Origin of the sequence: Denitrobaculum tricleocarpae, from assembly GCF_007004665.1 — a bacterium.
Classification (GTDB): domain Bacteria; phylum Pseudomonadota; class Alphaproteobacteria; order Kiloniellales; family Kiloniellaceae; genus Denitrobaculum; species Denitrobaculum tricleocarpae.
In genome coordinates this window covers 102536-128608 of record NZ_ML660059.1, presented here as the reverse complement: position 1 = coordinate 128608, position 26073 = coordinate 102536, and the positions used below count along the sequence as shown (strand labels likewise).

Annotated in this window: 21 protein-coding genes; 6 read left to right on the top strand and 15 right to left on the bottom strand. The window is 60.2% G+C overall.

Annotated features, from left to right (window positions below):
- Window positions 1-277 precede the first annotated feature (277 nt).
- The 7 genes from ptsP to FKG95_RS21320 form a co-directional block, all read right to left on the bottom strand.
- Window positions 278-2080, bottom strand: a complete 1803-nt coding sequence (gene ptsP / locus FKG95_RS21350; protein WP_142898450.1) for a phosphoenolpyruvate--protein phosphotransferase — start codon at window positions 2078-2080, stop codon at window positions 278-280.
- On the bottom strand, window positions 2070-2336 hold the full coding sequence (locus FKG95_RS21345) for an HPr family phosphocarrier protein (protein ID WP_142898449.1): 267 nt from the start codon (window positions 2334-2336) through the stop codon (window positions 2070-2072). Before FKG95_RS21345 ends, ptsP begins: the two co-directional genes overlap by 11 nt.
- An 8-nt stretch (window positions 2337-2344) precedes the next feature.
- Entirely contained in the window at window positions 2345-2752 is a 408-nt protein-coding gene (locus tag FKG95_RS21340; RefSeq protein ID WP_142898448.1) for a PTS sugar transporter subunit IIA, read from the bottom strand.
- Window positions 2749-3663 (bottom strand): RNase adapter RapZ, encoded by a 915-nt coding sequence (rapZ, locus tag FKG95_RS21335; protein WP_246116850.1) that lies wholly within the window; start codon window positions 3661-3663, stop codon window positions 2749-2751. Before rapZ ends, FKG95_RS21340 begins: the two co-directional genes overlap by 4 nt.
- 79 nt (window positions 3664-3742) lie before the next feature.
- On the bottom strand, window positions 3743-4198 hold the full coding sequence (locus FKG95_RS21330) for an HPr kinase/phosphorylase (protein WP_142898446.1): 456 nt from the start codon (window positions 4196-4198) through the stop codon (window positions 3743-3745).
- A 3-nt stretch (window positions 4199-4201) separates the two neighbouring features.
- Window positions 4202-6052, bottom strand: a complete 1851-nt coding sequence (locus FKG95_RS21325; protein ID WP_246116849.1) for a stimulus-sensing domain-containing protein — start codon at window positions 6050-6052, stop codon at window positions 4202-4204.
- Complete coding sequence (locus FKG95_RS21320; protein WP_142898636.1) at window positions 6049-6750, bottom strand: response regulator transcription factor; 702 nt, start codon at window positions 6748-6750, stop codon at window positions 6049-6051. Before FKG95_RS21320 ends, FKG95_RS21325 begins: the two co-directional genes overlap by 4 nt.
- A 295-nt stretch (window positions 6751-7045) precedes the next feature.
- On the opposite strand from FKG95_RS21320, the gene FKG95_RS21315 reads away from it, so the two are divergent.
- From FKG95_RS21315 to FKG95_RS21300, 4 genes are all read left to right on the top strand, one after another.
- Complete coding sequence (locus tag FKG95_RS21315) at window positions 7046-8065, top strand: NAD(P)/FAD-dependent oxidoreductase (RefSeq protein WP_142898445.1); 1020 nt, start codon at window positions 7046-7048, stop codon at window positions 8063-8065.
- Window positions 8066-8112: 47 nt separating this feature from the next.
- Window positions 8113-8865, top strand: coding sequence for a HugZ family pyridoxamine 5'-phosphate oxidase (locus tag FKG95_RS21310; RefSeq protein WP_246116848.1), 753 nt, complete (start codon window positions 8113-8115; stop codon window positions 8863-8865).
- Window positions 8866-9273: 408 nt separating this feature from the next.
- Window positions 9274-10881, top strand: coding sequence for a phosphoenolpyruvate carboxykinase (locus tag FKG95_RS21305; protein ID WP_142898444.1), 1608 nt, complete (start codon window positions 9274-9276; stop codon window positions 10879-10881).
- A gap of 354 nt (window positions 10882-11235) precedes the next feature.
- Entirely contained in the window at window positions 11236-11466 is a 231-nt protein-coding gene (locus FKG95_RS21300; RefSeq protein ID WP_142898443.1) for a hypothetical protein, read from the top strand.
- Window positions 11467-11677: 211 nt separating this feature from the next.
- Here the strand turns inward: FKG95_RS21300 and polA are convergent, their stop codons facing one another.
- Window positions 11678-14485, bottom strand: coding sequence for a DNA polymerase I (gene polA, locus FKG95_RS21295; protein WP_142898442.1), 2808 nt, complete (start codon window positions 14483-14485; stop codon window positions 11678-11680).
- Window positions 14486-14825: 340 nt separating this feature from the next.
- On the opposite strand from polA, the gene FKG95_RS21290 reads away from it, so the two are divergent.
- The gene (locus tag FKG95_RS21290) at window positions 14826-15983 is read left to right on the top strand and encodes an acyltransferase family protein (RefSeq protein ID WP_142898441.1); all 1158 of its coding nucleotides are present in this window, start codon (window positions 14826-14828) and stop codon (window positions 15981-15983) included.
- On the opposite strand, the gene FKG95_RS21285 is transcribed toward FKG95_RS21290, so the two are convergent.
- Together FKG95_RS21285 and FKG95_RS21280 are read right to left on the bottom strand one after the other, a co-directional pair.
- Window positions 15980-17350 carry an MmgE/PrpD family protein gene (locus tag FKG95_RS21285; RefSeq protein WP_246116847.1) on the bottom strand — a complete coding sequence of 457 codons (1371 nt, stop codon included), beginning with the start codon at window positions 17348-17350 and terminating at the stop codon, window positions 15980-15982. The two genes, FKG95_RS21290 and FKG95_RS21285, sit on opposite strands and share 4 nt — an antisense overlap.
- 115 nt (window positions 17351-17465) lie before the next feature.
- The gene (locus FKG95_RS21280; RefSeq protein ID WP_142898440.1) at window positions 17466-18545 is read right to left on the bottom strand and encodes an enolase C-terminal domain-like protein; all 1080 of its coding nucleotides are present in this window, start codon (window positions 18543-18545) and stop codon (window positions 17466-17468) included.
- Window positions 18546-18783: 238 nt separating this feature from the next.
- Between FKG95_RS21280 and FKG95_RS21275 the strand changes: the two genes are divergently transcribed.
- The gene (locus FKG95_RS21275; RefSeq protein ID WP_142898439.1) at window positions 18784-19614 is read left to right on the top strand and encodes an aldo/keto reductase; all 831 of its coding nucleotides are present in this window, start codon (window positions 18784-18786) and stop codon (window positions 19612-19614) included.
- A 35-nt stretch (window positions 19615-19649) separates the two neighbouring features.
- Here the strand turns inward: FKG95_RS21275 and FKG95_RS21270 are convergent, their stop codons facing one another.
- The 5 genes from FKG95_RS21270 to FKG95_RS21250 all read right to left on the bottom strand — a co-directional run bounded on the left by FKG95_RS21270 (window position 19650) and on the right by FKG95_RS21250 (window position 26073).
- Complete coding sequence (locus FKG95_RS21270; protein WP_142898438.1) at window positions 19650-20141, bottom strand: hypothetical protein; 492 nt, start codon at window positions 20139-20141, stop codon at window positions 19650-19652.
- A 73-nt stretch (window positions 20142-20214) separates the two neighbouring features.
- Window positions 20215-21651: an FAD-dependent oxidoreductase gene (locus FKG95_RS21265; RefSeq protein ID WP_142898437.1), complete on the bottom strand. Its 1437-nt coding sequence runs from the start codon at window positions 21649-21651 to the stop codon at window positions 20215-20217.
- Between the two features lie 6 nt (window positions 21652-21657).
- Window positions 21658-22260, bottom strand: coding sequence for a cysteine hydrolase family protein (locus FKG95_RS21260; RefSeq protein ID WP_142898436.1), 603 nt, complete (start codon window positions 22258-22260; stop codon window positions 21658-21660).
- Window position 22261: 1 nt separating this feature from the next.
- Entirely contained in the window at window positions 22262-24337 is a 2076-nt protein-coding gene (locus tag FKG95_RS21255) for a hydantoinase/oxoprolinase family protein (RefSeq protein WP_142898435.1), read from the bottom strand.
- The gene (locus FKG95_RS21250) at window positions 24334-26073 is read right to left on the bottom strand and encodes a hydantoinase B/oxoprolinase family protein (protein ID WP_142898434.1); all 1740 of its coding nucleotides are present in this window, start codon (window positions 26071-26073) and stop codon (window positions 24334-24336) included. Before FKG95_RS21250 ends, FKG95_RS21255 begins: the two co-directional genes overlap by 4 nt.

Genomic DNA, 26073 nt, shown 5'->3' with positions numbered 1-26073 from the left:
CAAGTGGGTGTCAATTCTGGACGCTGATGTAACAGCGAAAACCTGCGGCTTCAAGGCTGCAAAACGTGATCCTATTGCGACCATCGTTCGTGATGGTGTAATTCGAGAGCCTTAAGAAATCCTTCGCATGGCACGATCAAAGATGATGCTTTGATTTGCTGCTTAGTGCGGAATCACAGGGTTAGCGTAGCTTCACCGCTACGACAGTCTGTCTTTCCCAAAACACCCGAGACGGCGTCATCCCCGACTTAAACCAATCAGGGGGTGATTGACTCTGTCAATGGCTCTCGTTGAAGTCGTCGAGCAGTGCCGAAATGCGGCCGGAGTCATGCTGATCCATGATCGCCATGGCGCGGTGGCTGGCGGCGCGCATGTCAATCTTGAGAACGCGTTTTTTCACACGCGGCAGGCCGGTTGCGGACATGGAGAGGTCGCGCACGCCGAGTCCGAGGAGCAAGGCGGTGAACCTGGGGTCGCCCGCCATCTCGCCGCAAACCGAGACGGGTATACGGGCGCGGAGCGCGGCACCGACCGAGAACTGTATCAGTCGTAAGACAGCGGGGTGCAGCGGGTTGTAAAGGTGCGCAACCTGCTCTTCGCTGCGGTCGATCGCCAGGGTGTACATGGTCAGGTCGTTGGTGCCGATCGCGAAGAAGTCGACCACCTGGGCCAAGGCATCGGCCGCGAGTGCGGCACCGGGAATTTCGATCATTGCTCCAACCGGCGGCAGCGGATCGGCAATTCTGATCCCCTGAGCCTGAAGCCTCTCGGCGACCGAAAACAGGATCTTCTTGACCTCTTTGACCTCATTCGTGCTCGAGATCATGGGCAGCAGAATACGAACCTGACCGTGAGCGCCGGCTCTGAGAATGGCGGCGAGCTGGGTTTCGAGCAGGGAAATCTCTTTGAGCGAGAGGCGGATCGCCCGCAGGCCCAGAGCCGGGTTGACCCCGGTTCCCACATGATCTCCCAGCGAGGATGCCAGTTTTTCGCCGCCCACATCGAGGGTGCGGATGGTGACCGTGTATCCGTCCATACCTTCGACGATGGTCCGCAGCGCATCATACTGCTCGTCTTCTGCGGGCAGATCCTCCCGGTTCATGAACATGAATTCCGTCCGCAGCAGACCCACGCCTTGCGCACCGGCGGCGACGGCCTGGACCAGGTCGCGCGGCAGTTCCAGGTTGGCCTGCAGACTGATGTTCTCGCCGTCTCTTGTCCGCGCATCGACGTCCCGCAAGAGGGCAAGGGAACGGGTCTCGCGCGCCAGGGCCTGGCGCCGGAGCTTGTAATCGGACAGCCGTTTTGCCGTCGGGTTGACGATGACCCGTCCGTTGCTGCCATCGACCAGAACGCTGTCGCCGGTCTTGATGCCGGCGAAAAGACCGGTGATGCCGAGCACCGCCGGAATACCGAGTGAGCGGGCCATAATGGCCGTATGGCCCTCGGCGCCGCCCAGATCCGTCGCGAAACCGCCGATCCGCTTCGGATCCATCAGCGCTGTGTCGGCGGGTGTGATCTCTTCGGCAATGACGATGCTGCCGGGTTCGAGATGAGCGAAGCCGCCATACTCGGTCTTGGTGAGGTTTCGGACGATGCGCAGTCCGACCTCGCGTACCTCCTGCGCCCGAGCGCGCAAGTAGGGGTCGTCCATCTCCGCGAAATTCTTCGAGATCTCGGTGATTTCCGCCATCACCGAAGCTTCGGCGTTGAGCATCTCCCGCCGTATCCGTTGCTCCACCGCACCGAGCAGGCTGTTGCTTTTGAGCATCTGAAGATGCGCGTCCAGCAGATAGCCAAGCTCTTCGGCTGCCGCTCCATGGTAGCTCTCGGCTTTGGATTTCAAATTGCCGACCTGCCGGCGCGCCCGCTCGACGGCGTCCTGAAAGCGCTCGACCTCCTCGTTCAGTTTGCCTTGGGGCAACCGGTATTCCAGAACCTGTACATCGCCGCCATCGCGCAGATGCGCCGGGCCGACGATGATTCCGGGCGAAACCCCCAACCCCTCGAAGACGCGCTCCTCCAGGTCCTCGGAGTTATCCGGGACTTCCTGATCAGGAGCTTTGGTTTCAGTCTTCATCGAACTTACTGACAATAAGGGCCGTCAGGGCATTCACCACATCCTCGGCGGCGGGGCCTGTGGCGCGGAGCTCGATCTGGCTTCCCGGTGAGGCCGCCAGCATCATCAGGCCCATGATCGAACAGCCGGAGACCTCTGTCTCGTTTTTGCGGACCATCACCTCGGCGTCGTAGGCCCCGGCAACCTTGACGAACTTGGCCGATGCCCTTGCGTGCAGGCCCCGCTGGTTCTGTATTGTAACCACTCGGCTGACCATGAGGACACTCACGACTGCTCGTTGGTCAGAAGCTGTGACGCGACGTTAATGTATTTCCGTCCGGCGTCCTGTGCTTCCTTGACCGCCGAGCGCATGTCGTGGGTTTCGCGCAGGCTTGCGAGTTTGATCAGCATCGGCAGATTGATGCCCGCAATCACTTCGACTTCACCATAATCCAGCACCGATATGGCCAGATTGGACGGTGTGCCACCGAACATATCCGTCAGCAGAACAACCCCCTTGCCCTGATCAACCTTTTTGACACTCTCGATAATGTCCTGGCGCCGCTTTTCCATGTCGTCTTCGGCCCCGATACAGATGCAGGCGATGTTTGCCTGGGGCCCGACCACATGCACAAGCGCATCGGCAAACTCTTCAGCGAGCCGCCCATGTGTGACCAAAACCATTCCGATCATTGTTCGTCCTTCAGGGTCTTCTGTGGATCAGGTTTAGCAGGGTTCGCGGCCCGTTCTCTTTGCGACTCTCTGTCGATGTCCCGGTGCACCAGGCTGACCTTTCCCCAGTGGTCGGTCAGCCAGGCGGCCAGTTGTTCCGCCAGGGCGACCGAGCGGTGCCGACCGCCGGTGCAGCCGAACGCAATCGTCAGATAGCTTTTGCCCTCGCTCTCATAGCGCGGCAGAAGAGGCCGCAGCATGGCTGTCAGCTGCTCGAAGAAGGGCTCAAAGGCTGAATCAGTGGCGATGTAATCGACCACGGCGGCATCACGGCCCGACAGAGGCCGGAGATCCTGAACGTAGTGCGGATTGGTCAGAAAGCGGACGTCGAACACCAGATCCGCTTCCCTGGGCAAACCCAGGCGATAAGAGAATGACGTCACGAAAATCGCCATGCCGGAACCTTCGGACAAACCGAGCTGGCCGACCATCTGTTGGCGCAGCGCCCCCAGGGTCAAGCTGGAGGTATCGATCACGTAGTCGGCGCGTTTGCGCAGGGGAAACACCAGCCTGCGTTCGGCCATGATGCCGTCGTGGAGCGGCCGATCCTGTGACAGGGGATGCCGGCGGCGGGTCTCGGTAAAACGCCGGCTGAGGACTTCGGCATCGCAATCCAGAAACAGCAGCTTCAGGTCCAGATCGTCCCGGTTTTCAAGGGTATCGAGCTGCTGGAGAAAGGGCGCCACTGCGAAGTTGCGCGTGCGAATGTCCACGCCGACCGCGACTTTGCGCTCGGCGCCCCCCTCGTCGATCATGGTCTCCAGGAGATTCAGCGGCAGGTTGTCGATCGCTTCAAAACCGACGTCCTCCAGGATGCGCAACGCCGAGGAGCGCCCGGCGCCGGAAAGACCGGTGACTAATATTACGCACATTCGGGGCGTTTCTTGGGGCATCCGATTTCGTCACACACTTTCGAAAAAAGACGAGATCGGCATCTGCGCGCCGAGTCTCTTAATCCTGATCCATAATAAACCCGCTCATCTCCCGCACGGCAAGCCGCAGCTTCAGGCTTGCGGAGGCTTCGAACGGGAACAAATCGAGACTCGGGAGGGAAATGCCCAGAAAACTGCGCGTTTCCAACTCGGGCAAACGTTCGATCTTTGTCGCTTCGACGAGATTGAAACAGGCTGAAAGTTCTATTTTCTCGACATAAGGCATCTTAAGGATACCCAGGCCCCTGACCTCGATGCGTCCGGCAAGGCTCGCAGGCGCTTCGGCCCAGAGCTTTTCACCTTGGAGGGAGAGGCAGGTCTGGTCGTCGGCGACCAGTTGCGCGCCCTGATCGATCAGCCGAAGCGCCAGGTCCGACTTACCGGCGCCGGAAGGGCCGAGCAGCAGGATGCCGGTTCCCTGACCGCGATCTTCCGGCACTGCCACGCAGGTGGCATGAACCAGCGACTCGGCCATTGTCTAAGCATCCTCTGCGGGCAGGACGATCGTAAAGCGGGTTCCGGCAACCTCGCCGGAGCCGTTGTAGCGGTTTTGCGCGAAAATCTCGCCGCCATGTGCTTCGATGATCTGCTTCGAAATACTCAGTCCGAGTCCCGAATGTGTGCCGAACTTTTCAGACTTCGGCCGTTCGGTGTAGAAGCGATTGAAAATAGCCTCCAGCTTGCCGTCAGGAACGCCGGGCCCTTCATCCGAGACCGAGAGAACGATGTCCTCCTCCTGCCGCTCGGCGCGCAGACTGATCAGCCCGCCCGGCGGACTGAAGGTGACGGCATTGCTGATCAGGTTCCGCAGGACCTGTCCGAGCCGTCCCTCGATTCCCTGGACGATCAGCGGAAGACTGTCCGAGACCTCGACCTGGAAGCGGGGACCGTCTTCCGGAACGGTGGCGCGGTGAACCTCGACCAGGGCGTCGAGCAGGCGTCCGACGTCGACCGATTCCGTGTGGGCGCGGGAGAGCTCTGCATCCAGGCGCGACGCGTCCGAGATGTCGGAGATCAGGCGATCCAGCCGCTGAACATCGTCCAGGATAATTGCCATGAGGCGCTTTTGCTGCGAGGGGTCTTCGATGCGCGCGACGGTCTCGACCGCACTGCGCAGCGATGTCAGAGGGTTTTTAATTTCATGGGCCACGTCGGCGGCAAAGCCCTCGATGGCGTCGAGCCGGTTCCACAGCGCCTCGGTCATGTCGCGCAGGGCACCCGACAGCTCGCCGATTTCATCCCGGCGCGACGTGAAGTCGGGGATTTCGTGCTGGCGGCCTTTCCCGGTGCGGACATGGTCGGCGGCTTCGGCGAGCCGGACCAGAGGGCGGGCGATATTGCCCGCCAGGAACAGCGATATAAGGATGGTCATGCCGAGCGCGACGCCGCAGACCATCAGAATATCGATCCGCCGGTCCCGCACCGCCGCCTCGATGTTCTTGCCGCTGGTCGAGAGCATCAGGGCACCGAGAATGCGCCGGTAACGCTGGACTGGAACCGCGACCGAGAGCACAAGATGTGCGGACCGGTCGTGGCGCACCATGCCAGGGCTCTCACCCTGCAGGGCTCTCATCACCTCACTGTAGTCGTCGGCATTTTGAACAGAGGCCTCCGAGTAGAGCTCGAGGTTGTCCTGGCCGGGAAGCCAATTCGCCAGGCGGTCCAGATGGCGTCCGAGCCAGCCCATGGGTATCCCGCCCTCGGGCGGCGGCAGCTCGATCATCTGGACCTGTCCGCCGGGTCCGCTCAAGACGTAGCTGTCCGCCAGGATGTCTTTGTTTTCGGTAAACAGGCGCGCTCTGACGCCGGTTTCGGCCAGAAGCACCCGCATCAGGCTGCGGGCCTGCTCCGGCACGATCTGCTCGTCGCCGACCTGAGTGGTCACAACGGCGCCGTTGGCCAGGCTGAGAGAAAAGGCGCGGGCCTGAATGCGCAGGGAGTCGAGTTCCGAGCGAATCAGCGAGCTTTGGTACTGGGTAAGGTGCAGCAGGCCGAAGACCGGGATCAGCAGGACCAGCGAATTGAGTGCCAGAATACGCCGGGTCAGGGGCGACCGCCATGACCGGCGCCACCGCCGTTTGGTGACGGGTGCCGCTGCATCCTCCGCGGCCACCGTCAAGGTCGAGGGCGCCGCCGGCTTCACTCCGGCGTCTTTGTTACGGAGCTTCGAGGTCTCTTTGGGTTTCGAAGTTTCGCGGGCTTTAGAAGTATCCCGGGCGGGAGTCTCGCGTGCGCGGCGCGGCGCAACCAGCGGCTTCGGCGGCATGCCGCCGTCACTGTCAATGGTGACGCGGCGGCTTCCCGCGCTGCCGGCCCGCCGTTCCGTCACTGCTCGCGGTACCGGTACCCCACGCCGTAGAGCGTCTCGATCTGCGCGAAGTCGTCGTCGGCATCCTTGAATTTCTTGCGTAACCGCTTGATGTGGCTGTCGATCGTCCGGTCATCGACATAGATGGAGTCGCCATAGGCCGAGTCCATCAGCTGGTCGCGGTTTTTGACATGCCCAGGACGCTGCGCCAGGGCCTTCAGGATCAGGAACTCGGTAACCGTGAGGTTGATGGGTTCGCTTTTCCAGGTGCAGAGATGACGTGCCGGATCCAGCATGAGATCGCCCCGCACCAGCGGCGGTTCCACGCCCTCCTGCTCCCCGCCTTCCTGCGTGGCGCGTTCGCGCCGCAACAGAGCCCGGATCCGCTCGATCAGAAGGCGTTGAGAAAAAGGCTTGGTGATGTAGTCGTCCGCCCCCATCCGAAGCCCGAGGACTTCGTCGATCTCGTCGTCCTTCGAGGTCAGAAAGATGACGGGCACATTGGAATTCTGGCGCAAGCGTCCCAGCAGTTCCATGCCGTCCATCCGCGGCATCTTGATGTCCAGGACAGCCAGATCCACCGGGTTGGCGGACATGCCGCGCATGGCTTCCGTTCCATCGTTGTAGGTGCGCACCTTGAAACCTTCGGCCTCGAGAGCGATCGAGACCGAGGTCAGAATGTTGCGGTCGTCATCGACCAGGGCAATTGTCGGCTGCATCATCGTCTCTCTTTATAGTGTTTTTCGCCCCTGGGGAACAACTTGAGTGTGGCTGAGGCATTTCTGTGTCTTTTCATCTCTCACTAATCGCCACACTGTGGCGGTTTTGGGGCAAGTCTTGGGCGCAACGGGGATCATTGGTGAAGACCGCTTTAACCTGCGGTCCGGTCTGCAGTGGCGGGGTGCGCCGTACTTACCGCAAGACTACCCGGGAGATTGCGCGCAGCCCGATATTTCTGCCCGCCATGCTTTTCCCCTATGGCCAATGCCGCGCCGCAGCGCTAAAGATGGCGCCATGACCAAGGACATCCAAACCACCGATGTTGCCATTATCGGCGCCGGGCCCGTGGGGCTTTTTGCGGTGTTCGAGTGCGGCATGCTCAAGATGCGTTGTCATGTCATTGATTCTCTTGAGGGAATTGGCGGTCAATGCACGGCGCTCTATCCGGAAAAACCGATCTATGACATCCCCGGCTACCCCTGTGTTCATGCGGCGGAGCTGATTGACCAGTTAGAGATTCAGGCGGCGCCCTTCGATCCGGTCTTTCACCTGGATCAGCAGGTCGATGGCCTGACGCGCCGCGAGGATGGGCAGTGGCTCCTGCAAACCAGCAAGGGAACGCGGATTGCTGCCAGGGCGGTTGTGATCGCGGCCGGCGCCGGCGCTTTCGGACCAAACCGCCCGCCGCTGGAAGGCCTGAAAGACTACGAGGGCAAGTCGGTGTTCTACATGGTCCGGCGGCGTGAAGACATGCGGGGTAAGCGGGTCGTCGTCGCCGGCGGTGGGGATTCCGCCGTGGATTGGGCTCTGTCCCTCGCCGAAGTGGCGGAAAAAGTCTATGTGGTGCATCGCCGGGACCGCTTCCGGGCGGCGCCGGAGAGCGTGGACCGGCTGCATGCGCTGGCGGAGACGGACAAGCTCGATCTGGTGGTGCCCTATCAGCTTTCCGGGCTTGAAGGCAGCGATGGGCAGCTTTCAGCTGTGCGCGTCTCGACCCTGGACGGTGAGGAAAGGGTTCTGGAGGCTGACGTTCTTTTACCTTTTTACGGGCTGCTGCCATCTCTCGGTCCGATCGCCGATTGGGGGCTGAGTGCCGAGCGAAATCATATCCTTGTGGACCCTGCGTCAAGCGAGACGAACCATCCGGGTATCTTCGCCATCGGGGATATCTCGACCTACAAAGGGAAACTGAAACTGATTCTGACCGGTTTCTCGGAGGCGGCCATGGCGGCGCACGCCATCCACCCACTGGTTTATCCGGACCGTGAACTGCATTTCGAGTATTCGACCTCCAAAGGCGTGCCGGTCAGCTGAGAGCCGTCGCGTATCAGTTCCCAACCCAAGGCAGAATCGAGAGAGATATGACCGAACAGGAACCCTCACCCGGCACTGTCATCCGGGGTCTTATGCGTTCCGCGGCTCAGGTCAGCCTCTCGACGGCTCTGGCGCGCGACGGCTCCGGGCGGCCCTACGTCTCTCTGGCGCTCGTCGCGCTGGATCACGATGCAAGTCCGCTGCTGCTGCTTTCCGATCTCGCGGACCATACCAGCAATCTCAAGGCCAAGCCGCAGCTTGCCTTGCTGTTTGACGGAACTTCAGGCTATCGAGATCCGCTGGCAGGACCGCGTGCCTCGGTTTTGGGGGCTGTGGAGGTCGCCCACGACCCACGGCTTCTCGCACGTTTCATCCGCCGCCATCCCGGCGCGGAACTCTACGCCGGCTTCAAGGACTTCAACCTCTATCGTCTTCACGTCGAGACGGCCCATCTGGTGGCGGGCTTCGGCCAGATCCACTGGGTGGAAGCTGCGGACGTCCTCTTCGATGCCCAGCCAGCCGTCGCGCTTGCCGAGGCCGAGGAAGATATCGTCACGCACATGAACGAGGATCACGCGGATGCGGTCGCCTTGATCGCCACACGGATTCTGGGGCATCCCGAAGGCAGCGAAGAAGCGCCCTGGAGTCTGACCGGGGTCGATCCTGAGGGCTGCGATCTGCGCCGTGGCAGTCTCCTCACGCGGGCAAACTTCGACAAGACGGCCTTGGATGCAGAGAGGGCCAGAGTCGAGCTGGTCCGTTTGACCAAGCGGGCACGGCAGAAGGATGCCGGCTCATAATCTGCGTTGGTTGTCCGCGGATTTTGATACGGTTGTCTCCATTCCGACTTTGAGCGGGGTGCGACCCCGCTTATCGCCAATTTTGGATTTGTTATAAGTATAGCTCTCAGGTCTGTACGGGTTTTCGCTGAAAAATCAGGGATTTTTCTCGGTTCATTTCTGCCGTTACTCATTATTTTACGCTAAAAAATATTACTTATTTTCAGAGATAAAGTGAGCGACAGTTTTCGTTCGGTCGAATTCAGAAAAAACTGCTTCGTTAACTAAGATCCGGACTCGCATCTATTTTCATTCTGCGCTACCCCTCTATGTGCGAAATCAAGGCGTCCCGTTTTCAGGCTCAAGGTCGAAGCAAGTCTATGAAAATGAAGGGCGCCCATAACTTGGCCGCGCAAAGGGAGACACTACGTGACCAACACAGGCCCAGCCGTCAGCACCTACGGCTTGGACAGGCATGCTGTCCGGAATTTCGATACCGCTTATTGGAACCTTGATGCGCCGGCACTTTACGAAATGTCCGTGCGGCGCGGTGATGGGGTGATTGCGCCGGGTGGAGCGCTGGTTGTCCAGACCGGCCAGCACACAGGGCGCTCCCCAAAGGACAAATTTATCGTAGACGAACCCTCGACAAGCGGCAGTATCGCGTGGGGTGATGTCAATGTGGCCATGACGGCTGAGAACTATGTGCGCCTTTACAGCAAGGTTCAGGCCCATTTTCAACGCCGGGACCTCTTCGTTCAGGATGTCTACGCGGGGGCCGATCCCGAGTACCGGCTGCGCGCCCGCGTGGTGAGCGAGAGTCCCTGGCACAGTCTTTTCGCCCGCAACATGTTCATTCAGCCGCCGCTCGCTGAACTTGCGGATTTCGTGCCCGACTTTACGGTCCTGCATGCGCCCTATCTCCACGCCGACCCGGCGACCGACGGAACCAATTCAGAGTGCTTTGTGGTGGTCAATTTCGCTGAGCGTGTCGTAATCATTGGTGGCACGATCTATGCCGGTGAGATCAAGAAATCGATCTTCTCCATACTGAACTACCTGCTGCCGGAACGAGACGTCCTGCCCATGCATTGTTCCGCCAACATCGGTGCCGGCGGTGATGCGGCGATTTTCTTCGGGCTCTCGGGGACGGGAAAGACAACCATTTCCGCCGACGGCAACCGCACTCTCATTGGTGATGACGAGCACGGCTGGTCCGATGGCGGCGTCTTCAACTTTGAAGGCGGGTGTTATGCCAAGGTGATCAATCTCTCGGCGCAGGCTGAACCGGAGATCTACGCCACGACACACCGGTTCGGCACTGTGCTGGAGAACGTGGTGATGGATCCCCTCAGCCGGCAACTGGATTTCGACGACGGCAGCCTGACTGAGAATACGCGCGCCAGCTATCCAATAGACTTCATTCCCAACGTTGCCGAGAACGGCCGGGGCGGACAGCCCAAGAACATCGTGATGCTGACGGCTGACGCTTTTGGTGTATTGCCGCCGATCAGCGAGCTTTCCGCTGAGCAGGCCATGTATCACTTCCTTTCAGGCTACACGGCGCGCGTCGCCGGGACCGAGAAGGGGGTCACCGAGCCCAAAGCGACCTTCTCGACATGCTTTGGAGCGCCCTTCATGCCCAGGCATCCCTCGGTCTATGCGGGTATGCTCGGAGACAAGATCAGGAAGAGCGGCGCCAAGTGCTGGCTGGTCAATACCGGCTGGACGGGCGGCGCCTACGGAACGGGTCAGCGGATGAGTATCGCACATACCCGCGCCATGGTGCGGGCAGCCCTGGATGGGAAGCTGGCAGGTGTGAATACGGTCCGCCATCCCGACTTTGGTCTCCTGATCCCCCAAAACTGCCCCGAAGTGCCCTCGGATGTCCTCGACCCGCGGCTGACCTGGGCTGACAAATCCTCCTATGATCAGACCGCCCGGGACTTGACGAAGCGCTTTGCGACGAACTTCAAACAGTTCGAACCCTATGTCGATGAGAGGATAAAAGCGGCAGGAATTCACGAGGCCGCGTAGTTTTCCGAATTAAGCCTTGCCAAAACAACCTTTGGTAAAAAGAGTTGTTCAAACAGCCTCCGCCTCGCGGGGGCCGTTTTTTGTTTTAAATATTCGTGATCATGCAATTCTCAAGGAAAAGCAAAGGCTAACGAACAAGAGGTGAACCCACGACGGGCCTGCGATGACCCAGGGTCGTGTAAATACCTAATTTGTATGAAATTTTAGAGGTATTGTGGTCTAGCCGTGACATCGTTGTGATATGCAGAACTCCTGTACGTTTCGGGCCGGTTTGTTAAGCTCGCATTAATTTCTGAGGCGTTAATTGGTGGGTGTCGGCAGCGACATTTAACCCGTACCGAGGAACACCCGAGAATGCACCTTTCAGCTACCAAAACTTCATCCATTTCCTTCTTTGCCTGGACCGGCCGTTTGATCGAGGGAACCGACCGACTGATCGAAGGCCTGCGTGAGGAATTCCACGCCATTCATATCCAGGATCAGGATCGCGCCTTCCTTGCGACAGGCAAGGGAATGACCTATGCGCCTTTGGACGACGCCTACTACGCCGATAATCCGACCTTCAGCAGCAGCACGACCCACTAAGTTTCAGTATAGCGGTCGTTGGCCGCCCGCGTTGGGCAGAATATTGAATTCATCTGGAATGGGTGCAACACGGATACCAAGCCGACCGGCTCCCGAATAGAACTTTTGAGATAACCTCCGCCAGCGCAGCCGAACGGCTTAATCCCAGAGCTTCTTAACCGACTCCGGGATTAAGCTTTTCAGGACGACCCGGCGACCATTTCATCTCAAGCTAATGCGCTTCGGCCCAATTTCTGCCGACGCCGGCGTCGGCGACCAGTGGGACCGAGAGCTTCAGCGCTGGATCGCAGGCCTTTTCCATCACCTCACGCACCACCGCGGTGGTTTCCTCGATCTGGGCTTCGGGCACCTCGAACAGTAGCTCATCGTGGACTTGCAACAGCATCTTTGCGTCCAGGCCCGCAGTGGCAAGCGCGCGCGGCACCCGGATCATGGCGCGCTTGATCACGTCCGCTGCTGTGCCTTGGATCGGCGCATTGATCGCGGCCCGCTCTCCGAAGTTTTTGCGGGCCGGGTTCTTCTCGCCGATGGCCGGAATATGGATCTTGCGGCCGAAGAGAGTCGTCACAAAACCATGCTTTTTACAATCCGCCTTGGCGCGCTCCATATAGGCTTTGATACCGGGATAGCGTTCGAAGTAAGCGGCGATGTAATTGCGGGCTTCGTTTTGCGGGATTCGCAGGTTATTGGCGAGGCCAAACGCTGAGATACCGTAGATAATGCCGAAGTTGATGGCTTTGGCCTGGCGCCGGATCATCGGATCCATGCCCTCCACCGGCACGCCGAAGACCTGGCTGGCGGTGATGGCATGGATGTCCTGACCCTCCAGGAAGGCCTGGCGCAGGGACTCGATGTCGGCGATCTCAGCGGCCAGGCGCAACTCGATCTGACTGTAATCCACTGAAAGCAGTTTGCAGCCCTCTTCCGCCACGAAGGCTTCGCGGATCTTGCGGCCTTCCTCCGTGCGGATCGGAATATTCTGAAGGTTGGGATCGTTTGAGGACAGGCGCCCTGTCGAGGCGATCGCCTGTGCGTAGGAGGTATGGATCCGGCCCGTTTCCGGATTGATCTGTTCCTGCAGCGAGTCGGTGTAGGTGCTTTTCAGCTTTGCCAACTGCCGCCAGTCGAGAACGCGGGCCGGAAGGTCGTGTCCCTGAGCCGCCAGGCTCTCCAGAATGTCCGCACCGGTGGCATAAGCGCCGCTCTTGCCCTTTTTCCCGCCCGGCAGGCTCATTTCGTCGAACAGGATCTCACCCAGTTGCTTGGGTGAGCCTATGGTGAAGCTGCGGCCTGCCAGTGTGTGGATCTGGGTTTCCAGCTCCGCCAGACGCTGAGCGAAGTCATTGGACATCCGCCGCAGGACGTCGCGGTCGACCTTGATCCCAGTACGTTCCATTCTGGCCAGAACCGGCACCAGGGGGCGTTCGATCGTTTCATAGACTGTGGTCATCCGGTCGGTAACCAGGCGGGGCTTCAGCAGGCGGTGCAGCCGCCCGGTGATATCGGCGTCCTCGGCTGCATAGTCGAGGGCTTTGTCCAGGGGCACCTTGTCGAAGGTCACCTGGGACTTTCCGCTGCCTGCGACATCTTTGAATTTAATGGTGCTGTGGCCGAAGTGAAGCTGAGCCAGATCGTCCATGCCGTGGCCGTGCAGGCCCCCCTCGATGACGTAGGAAAGCAGCATCGTGTCGTCGATGGGCGCCATTTCAATGCCGTAACGGGCCAGGACGATCATGTCGTATTTGATGTTCTGTCCGACCTTGAGCACCCCGGCATCTTCCAGCACAGGCTTGAGCAGAGCGATTGCTTCGTCCCGTGGAATTTGGCTGGGCGTGTCGTCCGATCCATCTGTGGGGCCGGCGAGATCCAGCCCGCCCTGATCGGAATCTGCCGCCGCGGCGGCTTCCGTGGAGCGGTGACCGACGGGAATGTAGCAGGCCTTGCCTGCTTTGCAGGAAAGGCTGACTCCTACCAACTCTGCGCTGTGGGCATCCAGTCCGGTGGTTTCGGTATCGATCGTGACGATACCTTCCTTGTTCGCTTCGGCAATCCAGCGCGCCAGCGCGTCTTTTGTCTGCACCAGTTCGTATTCGGATTCCCCGGGTGCCGCTTCCGCTTCGGCGCTCTGGCCGGCTTCGTTGCCGCCGCCCAGCGTTTCGCCCAGCCGGGCGATGATCGAGCGGAAGCCGTTTTCCTCCAAAAAGGCGCGCAAGACACTGCCGTCAGGATCCATGCGATCGAACCCGGAGAGATCGTCGTCGACAGGGACATCGCGTTTCAGTTCGACCAGGCGCCGGCTGATGCGGGCCAATTCCGCGTGTTCGATCAGGTTTTGCCGGCGTTTCGGCTGCTTGATTTCTTCCGCCCGGTTCAGCAGCGACTCCAGATCGCCATACTCATTGATCAACTGCGCGGCGGTCTTGATACCGATACCCGGGACACCCGGCACATTGTCCACGGAATCACCTGCCAAGGCCTGAACATCGACGACCCGGTCAGGTTTCACACCGAACTTGTCGAGCACCTGTTCTTCGCCGATTGCGATGTTCTTCATGGGGTCGAGAAGTTCAACATCCGGTTCGACCAACTGCATCAGGTCTTTGTCCGAGGAGACAATGGTGACTTTGACACCGGCTTCCTTGGCCTCGCGTGCGTAGGTCGCGATCAGGTCATCGGCTTCGTAACCCTTCATTTCGATCGACGGGAGGTTGAACGCCCGGGTGGCCTCTCTGATCAGACCGAACTGCGGGATGAGTTCTTCCGGAGCGTCAGGGCGTTGCGCCTTGTACTGCGGATAGAATTCGTTGCGGAACGACTCGCGTCCGGCATCGAAAATCACCGCGAATCCGTCGGACTCATGATCAGCCAAAAGCTTGATCAGCATGTTGGTGTAGCCGTAAACCGCGTTGACAGGTGTACCGTCGGGCCGGGTCATGGGCGGAATCCCGTAGAAAGCCCGGAAGATGTAACCGGAGCCGTCGATGAGGTAGATGTGATTGAAGGGGATTGAGTTGCTCATGGCCGGGAGAATGCCGGAGAAGACAGGGGCCGTCCAGTCCGGTTACCACAGTCCGATGGCTTCATAGAGTGCGATGATCCCTACACCACGGTTAGGGGACACGTGGCAGGCCATATGGTCGAAATTATCGTTGCAGTTGTCTGCTACGTCAGGAGCAACTCTATCTTAACTCTTTGCCAAAGCATTATTTTTTACCGCAGCTATCGAAATTTAGAACTTCTCAACCTAAGTCCGTCTCATACTGACTCTATTGGCGGCATGGTCCGCACAATTTTAAGATGCATTTGGTTCGTTGACTGCAAGTTCAACGGACGGGGCCTCGCTGCAGCGGACTTCCTGAATGAGTATTTTTACACCATTGGATCGTGCGGCGGCCTCGGCTTTTGAGCTCCAGGGAAGTTACAAGGGTTGGATTCACTCGATTGAGGGTTTACGAGGTTTTGCGGCTTTTCTGGTCTATCTGGTGCACTATGCGACCCTGATCAGGCCCTGGATGCCCGAAAAATCTATCACCTACTATGTCAGTGAGACCCTGTTTTCCATCGGCAACGTCGGCGTCGATATCTTTTTCGCCATCAGCGGGTTCTTGATTTATGCCATGCTGATTCGCAGGGAACGCCCCTTTCTGCCTTATGCAAAGCGTCGGATTGCCCGGATTTATCCTGTCTTTCTGGCGGTCATGCTGATCTACACCGCCTTGTCCTTCGTGGTGCCGAGCGAAAGCAAGATCCCCACCGGCGGGGAACAGGCGGTCTGGTATCTGATCGCTAACTATCTGCTTCTGCCGGGCATATTCGACATCGAACCTATGATCGTCGTCGCCTGGTCGCTCAGCTACGAAATGTTCTTCTATCTCGTGATTCCGATCATCATGACGGTTTGCGGTTTGAGAAAAGTGCCGGGCACGCTGCGGATTTTAATGTGGTTCCTGTTGTGGGTCGGGGTGTATTTCGTCGCGCCGGATCATTTCCGGGCGTCCATGCTCATCGTCGGGATTCTGGTCTTCGAGACCTCGCAACTGATCAGCCGGGACCGTGGCTCCGCCTCCATAACCCTCTGTGCCCTGACCGCCTTTGCCGCGGTCTTGGCTTTCAAGGCCTCGATCTATCTCGACGTGGTGACCTTCAACAATGCGGGCAAGCTCAGCAAGGTGCTGCTGTTCGGAGCCTGCTATCTTCTATGCATTGCGGTCTTCTGCAAAGACGGTTGGCTGTCGCGTTGCTTTTCAGGCCGGTACTTCCGGTACTTCGGCAACATGAGTTATTCTTTCTACCTGATCCACGGTTTGACGCTGAAATTCATATTTCTGGTCATGGGGATCCTGCTGCCGGCAGAGATCTATGCCAGCTCATTGTGGTTCTGGGTTTTGTTCCTACCGGCGTTTCTGGCGTCCAGTGCCGTTTCCGCCGCCCTGTTTCTTTTGGTCGAGCGGCCCTTCTCATTGGATGGCGTGGGTGTTTTCGACCTCATGCGGTCCCGCTCCGTCTCTGCTTCCTAAGGGCTGTCAGCTTGCTCCACGAGAGCCGGTGCGGTCACTGCCTTCAGCAGAGAGGTTGCCGTGCCACGGCCAGTGGAGATTTCTTGGATCGCTTTCTCCAGCTCGTCGCTTGCGGCGCCCGAGAGCCGTCTTGCGGTGTAACGCCGGAATTTTGCGCGGATCTCTGCGTCGCTGAGAGGGTTTTCGGCGTTACCTCGTCCGCAAGAAGGTTCGGACGTCAGTATCCTTCTGTCTTTGAGATAGAGTGCTACATGCGCGAAACGCTCCGCCGGAAAGTGGGCGTTGTAGCTGGCCTCTTCCGACAGGATCATGCCGCGGCTGAGACGCAGGGTTTCGGGGTCCCTAAGGGCCGCCCCATCGATCTGCGCTGGCTCGAGTTCGCCATGTACCAATGCCGCAGCCAGGGGAAAGGGCAGAGAATACTGCGCCGCTTCGGTATCCACCGGTTCGCGTGTCGCCAACCGGCATGCCTCATGAAAAGAGACAACCTCGACATGATCGATATCGGATGCCTTGAGGCCATGGGCCTTGCGCAGATCAAGCGCTGCCTCGGTAGCGGGCTGCGCCCAGCGGCAGACGGGATAGGGTTTGAAGTACTGATCCAGCATGAGCCAGCGGGTTCCAAGATCTGACCAGTGACCAGCCGCGTCCCCGGATTCGAGCGTGATGGCCGGCGCTCCGGTGAAGCCGTCGGCAGCAAGATAGGCAGCAGATACTCCGGCCATGGCTCCCCAGCCTGCACCATCCTTCAGCATGGTAGGGTGATCGATGCAGCGCATCATTTGACTGCGCGGTCCGTGATACTCGGCAATCCCGAGGGCGTGGCGGCTCCGCCCAGGGTCAAGCTTCAGGCGCCGGGCACCCAGACCTGCGCAGGCAACCGCCACCCAGGCGCCGGACGTGTGATAGTCCGGCGCCGTTGCATGGAGTGTCACGCCCGCGCGAATGGCCAGCTCGTAACCGATCACTAAACTCGTCATGAATTCTGCCGCGTCCATGCACGTTTTCTCGTCCGGGCCCTCGGCCAGGGCCAGCAGGGCCGGTAGGACCGCCGCACCCGCATGGCCTTTGGCTGCGGGATAACCGTCATGGGCATCGACACTGTCTATGGCCATACCTCCCGCGAGGGCCGCGCCTGCCGGACTGACGCGGCGGCCGTCGAAAAGCATACGGACAGCCGATCCGTTGCCCGCTCCAAAGTGATTGGCGGCATGATCGCGAATGATCCTGGACAGTTCCGTGCCGCTGCCCGCCGCGGCGACCCCGCAAAGATCGAGAAGGCAACGCCAGGCCTGATGTTTGACGTCAGAAGGCAGGTCGTCGAAGGACAGGCCGTGGAGAAAGTCCAGGATTTTTGAGATTGTCAAAACAGAGTCTCCGCCACGAGGATATCCTGAATCTCAGCAGATGTTAGCCTGATATCACCAGCAAGGCGGTTCCCTCGCCGACTCTTTCTTATCCGCAATCGGACCATCACAGCGCTCACGCGGTGAAGCGTGCGACGGCATCTTCGTCCCAGGTCATTCCCAGACCGGGACCCCGCGCCGTGACGTGGCCGTCCTTCACCTCCATTGGCTCCTGCAGCACCGAGCCGGCTATATCGAGGAACTCCAGATAATGCGCGGTTGGTGTGACCGGCAGAACGTGGGCGCTGGCTTCCACGAAGAGATGGCTGGAAACCGGAATCGCGTTGGCTTCGGCAATTCCCGCGGCCCGGAGCCAGGCCGTAATGCCGCCGATCTTCATGAGATCCGGCATGGCGCAGTCGCAGGCGCCAGCATCGATCGCCTTGGCCATATCCTGCGGGAACCACCAGTTCTCGCCGGTTTGGATCGGCGGCGTTGAGGCGGCGCGGACCTCGGCATGGCCCACGAAGTCCTCGGCAGGGACCGGTTCTTCCACCCATGCCAGATTATATTCGCTCAAAGCCTCGATCCTGTGGACGGCATCGGGAACGCTGCGCGACTGATTGAAGTCGACCATTAACTCGACGTCGGGCCCGATGATTTCGCGCACGCCGGAGACCATTGCGATATCGCGCACCAGATCGCCATCCCCGATCTTGATCTTGATTGCCCGGAAACCGCGTTCAAGCGAGCGCTCCAAGTCTTCCCGGTCCTCCTTCGGATCGACAACGCCATAGCTGTCGTAGGCCTGAATTGGCCGCGCCCGGCCGCCGAGCAGGTTGACCACCGGCAACCCGGCGGCCTTTCCCAGCGCGTCCCACAGCGCCATATCGAGACAGGAGAGAGCCATGCCAACCAGACCCTGACGTCCCAAAAGCCGAAAGCGATTCTCGTAGAACCGCGCCTGCTCGACCGGTGCAACGCTCTGCCCGATCAGGCTCTCTTCAAGTTCCGACAGGAATGCGACAATCGCTTTCAAGGTCACCGGGGTATAGCCGAAAACATAAGCCTGTCCGGTCACGCCCAGGTCGGTTTCCACGTCGATGAGCACCAGCGGTGCATTCGGCAGCGTGCCGACAGCCGTGCGCACGGGCCGTTGGAGAGGCGCAATAACGGCGCGGCTTTTAAGTCCGGTCACGGTTGGAATATCGGTCATTTTCTCTGTTTTCCCGGCGCAGTATGAAATGTGACCAGATTACTGAGCCAGGGCTCTACTTGTACAGTCAAGGCTTCGGCAAGGTCGTGCTTAACCAACCCTGGTTGCGTCCGGGCAGCCAACCTTGACCGCTCCGGCAGAGAATTGCAGAGAGGCGTTTACTTGCGGGTGCGGTCCTTTAAATTATGATTCTGTAGGCTCTCTCGACTTGACCTCTTATCCTGCAAGGACCAAACCCATGCATAGAGTATCCGCAAACGGCGCCAACATTCCCGCGATCGGCCTGGGTACCTGGACCTTAAAAGATCGTGCTGCGAGCGAACTTGTCGAAGGTGCTCTCACAGCTGGCTACCGCCACATCGACACGGCGGCAATGTACCAGAATGAAGAGGCTGTCGGCGCCGGCGTCCGGGCTTCCGGCTTGCCGCGGGATGAAGTCTTCCTGACCAGCAAAGTCTGGCCGACGGACATTGCCGAAGGGGATCTGCAGCGCTCGGTGGAGGCCAGCTTGAAACGGCTCGGCGTCGGCTATCTCGATCTGGCGCTGATCCACTGGCCTTCTAGATCCATCGCCCTGGCTGAGTCGATAAAGGCGCTGAACGAGGTGCGGGATCGGGGTATGGTGCGCAGTATTGGGGTCTCGAATTTTACCTCGGCGCTGATTGAAGAAGCTGTGGCTCTTTCAGAGCATCCTCTGGCCTGCAATCAGGTCGAGTATCATCCCTTTCTGAATCAGGACCGCGTCATGTCTGCCTGTAAAAAACACGGCATGGCACTGGTTTCCTATTGTCCGCTTGCGCGCGGCTCCGAACTGTTCGAGTCGCCGGAGGTTGCCGGGCCAGCTCAAGACTATGGCAAGAGCCCGGCGCAGATCGTCCTGCGCTGGCATGTGCAGCAAGACGGCGTGGTTGCCATTCCGCGTTCCAGTAATGCCGGGCGCATTAAACAAAATTTCGAGATCTTCGACTTTGCGCTGACCCAGGAAGAGATGACGGCGATTTCGGCCTTGCGCAGCCGTAATTACCGCATTTGTGATTTCGAATTTTCGCCGGACTGGGACCAGGATTGAAGCGCAAGACCTCTTTGTCCTCGTCCGGTCAGGCGTTACGGCTCGAACAATTCGCTGACCTTTACGCCGATTGAGACTCCCGACGCTGTCACGACGTGAAGTTCGAGCACCAAAGCTTGGGCGAAATCCGCCTGCGTGGGTTTCGTCACCGAGACTGTCATATTCTCCACAACGAGCGGCTGGCTTGGGTGAAGTTTCGCGGGATAGGGCGCGGAGGTTCCTGAAACCGAACTCTCGTCCAGGGGTTCCCCGCTTTCTTTATCCTTGAAGTAGTAGGCCAGCTTGAAGCCGGAAATTTCGAAATTCTGCGGATAGGCGCGATTGGGTTCGATCGAGATACGCTCGACCTCCAGAACATAGTCTTGCTCTGTCTCCCTCAAAGTGCTGTGGCCGCGTATCCAGACACCCCAGCCGCTGCCGTAGTTGTTCAGGTACTGCGCGCCCATCTCTGCCTGCACCGACGCTGTGGTGGCCGCAAGCAGACCGGTCGCCAGAAGGAGAGACGTGGAGCGACGACCCGGTCGCATAGCTTTGCTCCCGATCCAGGGCCGGAGGGTCTATCCCTCCTGACCAGTGTAACATTGGAAGCTTGCCCTAGTTTTACCCCAGCGTCGAGCGACGGCCACCACCCATGACCAGCTTCAGGCTGTGTCCCGCGACAAGTTCAGCGGCGCGTTGACCGGCGATGCGCCCCAGGGTGACGGCAGTCAAAAGGCCGTTTCCCGAGAGATAACCGTTGATTCGCGGGCCCGATACGCCGCAGGCGGCCCCACCGCCCGCGAAGAGGTTGGGCAGCGGCGATGCGTCCTCATTCAGAACGCGCGCATCGTCGTTGATCCGCAAGCCTCCCTGGGTGTGAAAGAGAGTTCCGGTGACCTTGACGGCGCGGTAGGGCGGCTCAAGAGGTTTCGTGGCGGCGAAATTCCGGCCGAAACGATCCGTGGAACCGCCCGCCGTTTCGGCGATGGATTTACCCAGGGCATCGAGAGGCAGTCCGGTGACTGCGGCCAGGTCCTCCAGAGAGTCGGCCTTGCGTACGGCATCCTGCAGCACCGCATTCTGGTAGTCCTCGAAAGCCATGCCGAGATAGTGCAGGCGTTCGTCGAAGATGTTCCAGGCCACGCCTTCAGGCTGTTTCAGCACGTCCACCGCCTGTTCGGAATAACCCTGGTGCTCGTTCGAAAAACGTTCACCGGCCAGATTGACCTGAATACCGCCCTCCATCATCAGCGCCCAGGTGATGAGAATTCCGTGAGGTGTCGCAACGGACCCATGGCCCTGACAGGCACTGAGATGGTGCGTCGCGGCGCTCAGCTCATGGCCCCAGATGACGGCGTCGCCCTGATTTCCTGCGTGACCGAAGTAGTCGGCACCGGCCATTTCGGGGATGTATTTCCGGATCATTTCCGCATTGCCGCCGTAACCGTTGCAGGCGAGAATCAAAGCCTCACAGCCAATGTCTTCCTTCGTCCCGTCCGGCCGCGTGATCTGCAGTCCGCAGATGCGGGCAGTGTTGCTCTCCGCATAGAGAGCCGTGACCAGGGCATCCGTCATGATGTCGACCCCAGCAGTCTGCGCTGCGGTGATAAGGCGGCCGATGAGGGCTGAACCGGTCTTTTCCGGAACCGCATGCATCCGGTAGCGGGAATGGCCGGGATAGAGAAAGTCATCGAGCACCACCCACTCCAGGTCATGGCGGTCGGCGAGCCATTCGAGGCAGGGACCGGCATTTTCCGTCACGCAGTCTACGATCGCCTGCTCGGCATCTCCGCCTGCCTTTGCCTGGATATCCTCCGCAAAGATGGCGGGTGTGTCTTCGACCTTGACGGATGTCTGGAAGCGGGTGCCTGCGGCGGGGATCAGTCCGGAGGACAGCGCGGTGGAACCGGAGGGCACCGGGTCGCGTTCCAGCACCAGAACCTCGGCACCGGCATCTTTCGCCGCGAGGGCCGCGGTCAGGCCGCAGGCGCCTGAACCGATGATCACGATCGGGAGTGTGATGGGAAAGCTGACGCCCTCTGATGCGAGAATAGTCACGGCAGTTTAATCCAGGTTGGCCAGGAAATCGGCACAGCTATTGATCTCTGCGATTCCCTTCATGCTGGCGATGGCCGTTTCGTGAACGCTCTGGTCAAAAGCTGCGCAGCCGTCGCTGAGAACCGTCGTATGAAAGTCGCGCACATGCGCGTCACGTAAGGTGGAGGCGACCCCGCCGTTGGTTACAATCCCGGCGAAGACCAGGTGTTTGATCCCCGCGCGCCCCAGCACCCATTCGAGACGGCTCATATAAAAGGCGGAGTAGGCAACCTTTTCGACCGAGATATCCGCCGGCGCAAGATCGTCGATCAGGGCCTGGCCGAAAGAGCCCGGTGCAAAGTCGCCTTTGCCCAGGAAAGGCCGCAGCTCTCTGAGATGAGGAGAGATAAAGGGGGCGCCGTTCTTGCCGGGCACCAGGGTGAACTGTGTCGAGACGATCCATCCGCCCTTCTCGCGCATCATCTCCGCGACTGGTTTCAAACGCGCGGGCAAGGCGGCGATGGCATCCGACTTCGCGCCGCCGCGTGCGTAGGCTCCTTCCGGATGCAGAAAGTCGTTCTGCATATCCACCAGCAGCAACGCGGTTTGTCCAAGCTCTATGGCGCTCATGTCAGCCTTCTTCCTTTCGTGTGATCACGAGATTGCCGAAGCCATCGACCAGCCCTTCCAGGTCCGGATCGATAAAGATCGTCGTATCCGGCTGTTCCAGGATCGCCGGGCCGGGCACCCTGGTTCCCTCCGGCAGCACCAGGCGTTCGTAAGTTGCCGCCTCATGCCAGGTGCCATCGGCCCAGACCTCGCGGGTGCCGGTCGGTTTGGCCCGGCTCTTGCCATCGGTTTTGGGGGCAAGGATCGAGAGATCGAACTTCGGACGTTTGCCCACCACGGTCACACGCAGGTTCATGATCCGGATCGCGATTCCATCAAGCAGGCGGCCATAGGTCTGACGGTAAGTATCCTCGAAGGTGGTCCGGATTATCTCACCGGTGACCCCGGTCGTCCCGCCCTCGAACTTGAGAGGCAGCGAAACAGATACCGTATGTGTCTGCCCGAGGTAGTGCATATCGAGTTCAAAAAGGTATTCTGTCCCTTCAAATACGACATCTGCCGCGTTTAGCAATTCTTGTCCCGCGGCAGCGGTCTCGCTCATCTGCCGGTCCAAGGCGGGGACGTCGAGATCTTCGAGCATCTGACTGATCGTCATCACCCGGTCGTGGCGCATGTCCGCGATCACACAGCCAAGGGCGCTGGTCACGCCGGGGTAGCGTGGCACCAGGGCAGACTTGAGCCCGACGTCCTTGATAAGAGCGCCGGTGTGCAGCGCGCCACCGCCACCGAAAGGCATGGCGGAGAAATTTTTCGGGTCGTGTCCGCGCTCGACCGAGACCAGCCGGATCGCACCCGCCATCTTGGCGTTGGCCACCCGGATAATGGCTTCCGCAGCGCTCATTACATCAAGGCCGAGCGGTTCGGCAACATGCTTCAGGATCGCGGCCTTGGAGGCTTCGACGTCGAGCCGGTCAAGCTTGCCGCCTATTGGCCGTTCCGCGTTGATCCGGCCCATGACCACGTTGGCATCGGTGACGGTCGGCCTGTCATTGCCGAGGCCGTAACAGACCGGTCCTGGATCGGAACCCGCGCTCTCAGGCCCAACCTGCAGCAGGCCGCCGCGGTCGACCCAGGCGATGGAGCCGCCGCCTGCACCGATGGTGGTGATCTCGATCATAGGCGTGCGGATCACCATGCCGAAATCGATGGAGGTCTGCGGGAAGAGCGCGCTCTTGCCGTCCGCGATCAGGGACACGTCGAAGCTGGTGCCGCCCATGTCGCAGGTGATGACGTTCGGAAAACCTGCCGAGCCCGCAATATGCGCCGCGGCGATAACGCCCGCCGCCGGGCCGGAGAGAGCCGTGCGCACCGGAAAACGCCGGGCGGTCTCCACCGCCATGACACCGCCGTTCGACTGGACGATCAGAACCTGCCCGCCGAAGCCGCCGTCCCGAAGCCCCGCTTCGAGGCGCTCGAGGTAGTCACCCACCGGCGGCTGGAGATAGGCGTTCAGCGACGCGGTCGATGCCCGTTCGAACTCCCGCACTTCCGGCAGGATTTCCGAGGATGCCGTGACATGTTCGCTTGGCCAGATCTCCCGGACTGCCTGCACTGCGGCCCGTTCGTTTTCCTGGTTTGCATAGGAATTGATGAAGAAGACACAAACCGACTCTGCGCCCCGCTCGAGCAGCAGGCGCGCGGCGGCCTGAACCTGGTTCGGATCAACCTGTTCCAGAAGCGTGCCGTCGGAGAGGACCCGTTCATCCACCTCTACCCGCAGATCCCGTGGCACGATGGGTTCGAATTTGCCCCAAAGGCCCCAGGTCTGCGGCCGGTCGCGGCGGCGCATTTCCAGCACGTCGCGAAAGCCCTTCGTCGTGATCACGCCGCAGCGCGCACCCTTGCGTTCCAGCAGCGCATTGGTGCCGACGGTGGTGCCATGGACGATGGTCGAGATACCGCCCAAATGGTCGAGCCGTTGTTGAATGCCGTTGCGGATGCCCTGAGACTGGTCGCCGCGTGTGGTGGGCACCTTGGCCACATCGCAGGCGCCGTCCGCCTCGTTCAGGAAAAAGACATCGGTGTAGGTTCCGCCGACATCTACGCCGACGACGGTTTTGCGGTCCTGAGGGCTCACGAAACTCTCTCCCGGCGCAAGGCTTCGGTCGCATTCATGTCAGGCCTGCCCTGATCGTCGATGACGCAGCCGTAGTCTGCGCGCGCGGCCTCGGGGCTGACGTAACCCAGGCGCACGTCCTCACCGACCTCTTTCGGGTCGCGCTCCAGGGCGGGGCCATAACCGCCGCCACCCGGCGTCTCCAGATGCAGCCGTTGCCCCTTTGTGAGCTTGATGCCGACCATCTTCGAGGCCATGGGCGGCGAATGCTCGCCGTCGTCCTGCTGGTATTTGAAAAGATTCTTCGCGCCCTCCGATCCTCCGGCCACGCCGGGCGGGGCGAACTTGCCGCGCTCGCCAAAGAGGAAGACTTCCGCCTTTTCCTCCAGAAGCTCGAGTTCATAGATCGCGCCGCAGCCGCCGCGATGGGCGCCGACACCGCCGCTGTCCGGGCGCAGCGCCCATTGGGTGAAGCGCACGGGATAGGCGGCTTCCAGAATCTCCAGGGGAGGAATGGTCGCCGTGGAGATCGGTGCATTGCCGTGGTTGAGGCCGTCGCCGTCCGGATGGCCGCCGTGGCCGCCGCCGAAGAAGGAGAACATGACCCAGCGGCGGCCGTCCTTGCGATGGCCCGCCAGCGACAGGGCATTGATGGTGCCGTAGGCGCAGCCGTTGGTGATCGCCGGATTTGCCTGTGACAGGGCGACGAAGATCACGTCGATGACGCGCAGGATGGTCTCCGTATAACCGCCGACCGGTTTCGGGGCCTTTACACTCAGCAGGCTGTTGTCCGGGATTACGAAGTCGATGGGATCGAGCACACCGGCGTTCGCGGGGACGTCCTTGAAGATATGCTTCAGGGCAACGTAGCAGGACGCAACCGTGGTCGAGCGCGCGATGTTGACCGGTCCGGCGCAAGCCTGTGAACTGCGGGAAAAGTCCAGGGTCATGCGCCCGTCCCGGATCTCCATATCCAGGGCGATCTTCAGGGGCTCGTCGGTGATGCCGTCGTTGTCCAGCCAGTCTTCCGCAGCGTAGCGTCCCTCCGGCAGTTCCGAGATGAAACTGGACATCAGCTGCGCGGCCCGTTTGCGCAGTTCGACCAGGGTTTCCGAAATCGGCGTTTCACCATATTCGTCGAGCAGCTTGTGCAGGCGCTGCACACCCAGATCCAGCGCATTGAGCTGCCCGTTGAGGTCGCCGTAAAGGCTGCCGGGCAGGCGCGAATTGGCCTGCAGGATGGTGATGATGTCCTGCCGCAGCTCGCCCTTGTCATAGAGCTTGACCGGCGGGATCAGCATGCCTTCCTGGAAGCACTCGGTGGCCACGGGATTGTAGTTTCCGGGGACGTTACCGCCCACATCGTGCCAGTGCCCGACCGAGGCCAGATAGCAGAAGAGCTCGCCGTTCCGGTAGAAGGGGCGCACCAGCTTGAAGTCCGACAGATGGGTGCCGCCGTCGTAGGGATCGTTGAAGATGTAAACATCGCCCTCCTGTGGGACTTCGCCCGCGGCGGCGGCCTTGTCGATGACGGCCTTTACGGCAAAGGACATGGCGCCGACGAAGACCGGCAGGCCGCTCTTGCCCTGGATCAGCGTGTCGCCGGTCTTTGCGTCGTAAAGACCGTGGCTGGCATCGTGGGCTTCCGCGATGATCGGATTGAAGGCCGAGCGGAACAGGGTCGCGTCCATCTCGTCGGCGATCTGTTCCAGCCGGCCTTTCAGGACCGAGAGCGTGACGGGATCAATCGATGTCAT

What these genes read in the sequence shown, in the direction of transcription:
- ptsP (WP_142898450.1), bottom strand. Translation starts at nt 2,080, where the DNA reads ATGAAGACTGAAACCAAAGCTCCTGATCAGGAAGTCCCGGATAACTCC.
- FKG95_RS21345 (WP_142898449.1), bottom strand. Translation starts at nt 2,336, where the DNA reads ATGGTCAGCCGAGTGGTTACAATACAGAACCAGCGGGGCCTGCACGCA.
- FKG95_RS21340 (WP_142898448.1), bottom strand. Translation starts at nt 2,752, where the DNA reads ATGATCGGAATGGTTTTGGTCACACATGGGCGGCTCGCTGAAGAGTTT.
- rapZ (WP_246116850.1), bottom strand. Translation starts at nt 3,663, where the DNA reads ATGTGCGTAATATTAGTCACCGGTCTTTCCGGCGCCGGGCGCTCCTCG.
- FKG95_RS21330 (WP_142898446.1), bottom strand. Translation starts at nt 4,198, where the DNA reads ATGGCCGAGTCGCTGGTTCATGCCACCTGCGTGGCAGTGCCGGAAGAT.
- FKG95_RS21320 (WP_142898636.1), bottom strand. Translation starts at nt 6,750, where the DNA reads ATGCAGCCGACAATTGCCCTGGTCGATGACGACCGCAACATTCTGACC.
- FKG95_RS21315 (WP_142898445.1), top strand. Translation starts at nt 7,046, where the DNA reads ATGACCAAGGACATCCAAACCACCGATGTTGCCATTATCGGCGCCGGG.
- FKG95_RS21310 (WP_246116848.1), top strand. Translation starts at nt 8,113, where the DNA reads ATGACCGAACAGGAACCCTCACCCGGCACTGTCATCCGGGGTCTTATG.
- FKG95_RS21300 (WP_142898443.1), top strand. Translation starts at nt 11,236, where the DNA reads ATGCACCTTTCAGCTACCAAAACTTCATCCATTTCCTTCTTTGCCTGG.
- polA (WP_142898442.1), bottom strand. Translation starts at nt 14,485, where the DNA reads ATGAGCAACTCAATCCCCTTCAATCACATCTACCTCATCGACGGCTCC.
- FKG95_RS21290 (WP_142898441.1), top strand. Translation starts at nt 14,826, where the DNA reads ATGAGTATTTTTACACCATTGGATCGTGCGGCGGCCTCGGCTTTTGAG.
- FKG95_RS21280 (WP_142898440.1), bottom strand. Translation starts at nt 18,545, where the DNA reads ATGACCGATATTCCAACCGTGACCGGACTTAAAAGCCGCGCCGTTATT.
- FKG95_RS21275 (WP_142898439.1), top strand. Translation starts at nt 18,784, where the DNA reads ATGCATAGAGTATCCGCAAACGGCGCCAACATTCCCGCGATCGGCCTG.
- FKG95_RS21270 (WP_142898438.1), bottom strand. Translation starts at nt 20,141, where the DNA reads ATGCGACCGGGTCGTCGCTCCACGTCTCTCCTTCTGGCGACCGGTCTG.
- FKG95_RS21260 (WP_142898436.1), bottom strand. Translation starts at nt 22,260, where the DNA reads ATGAGCGCCATAGAGCTTGGACAAACCGCGTTGCTGCTGGTGGATATG.
- FKG95_RS21250 (WP_142898434.1), bottom strand. Translation starts at nt 26,073, where the DNA reads ATGACATCGATTGATCCCGTCACGCTCTCGGTCCTGAAAGGCCGGCTG.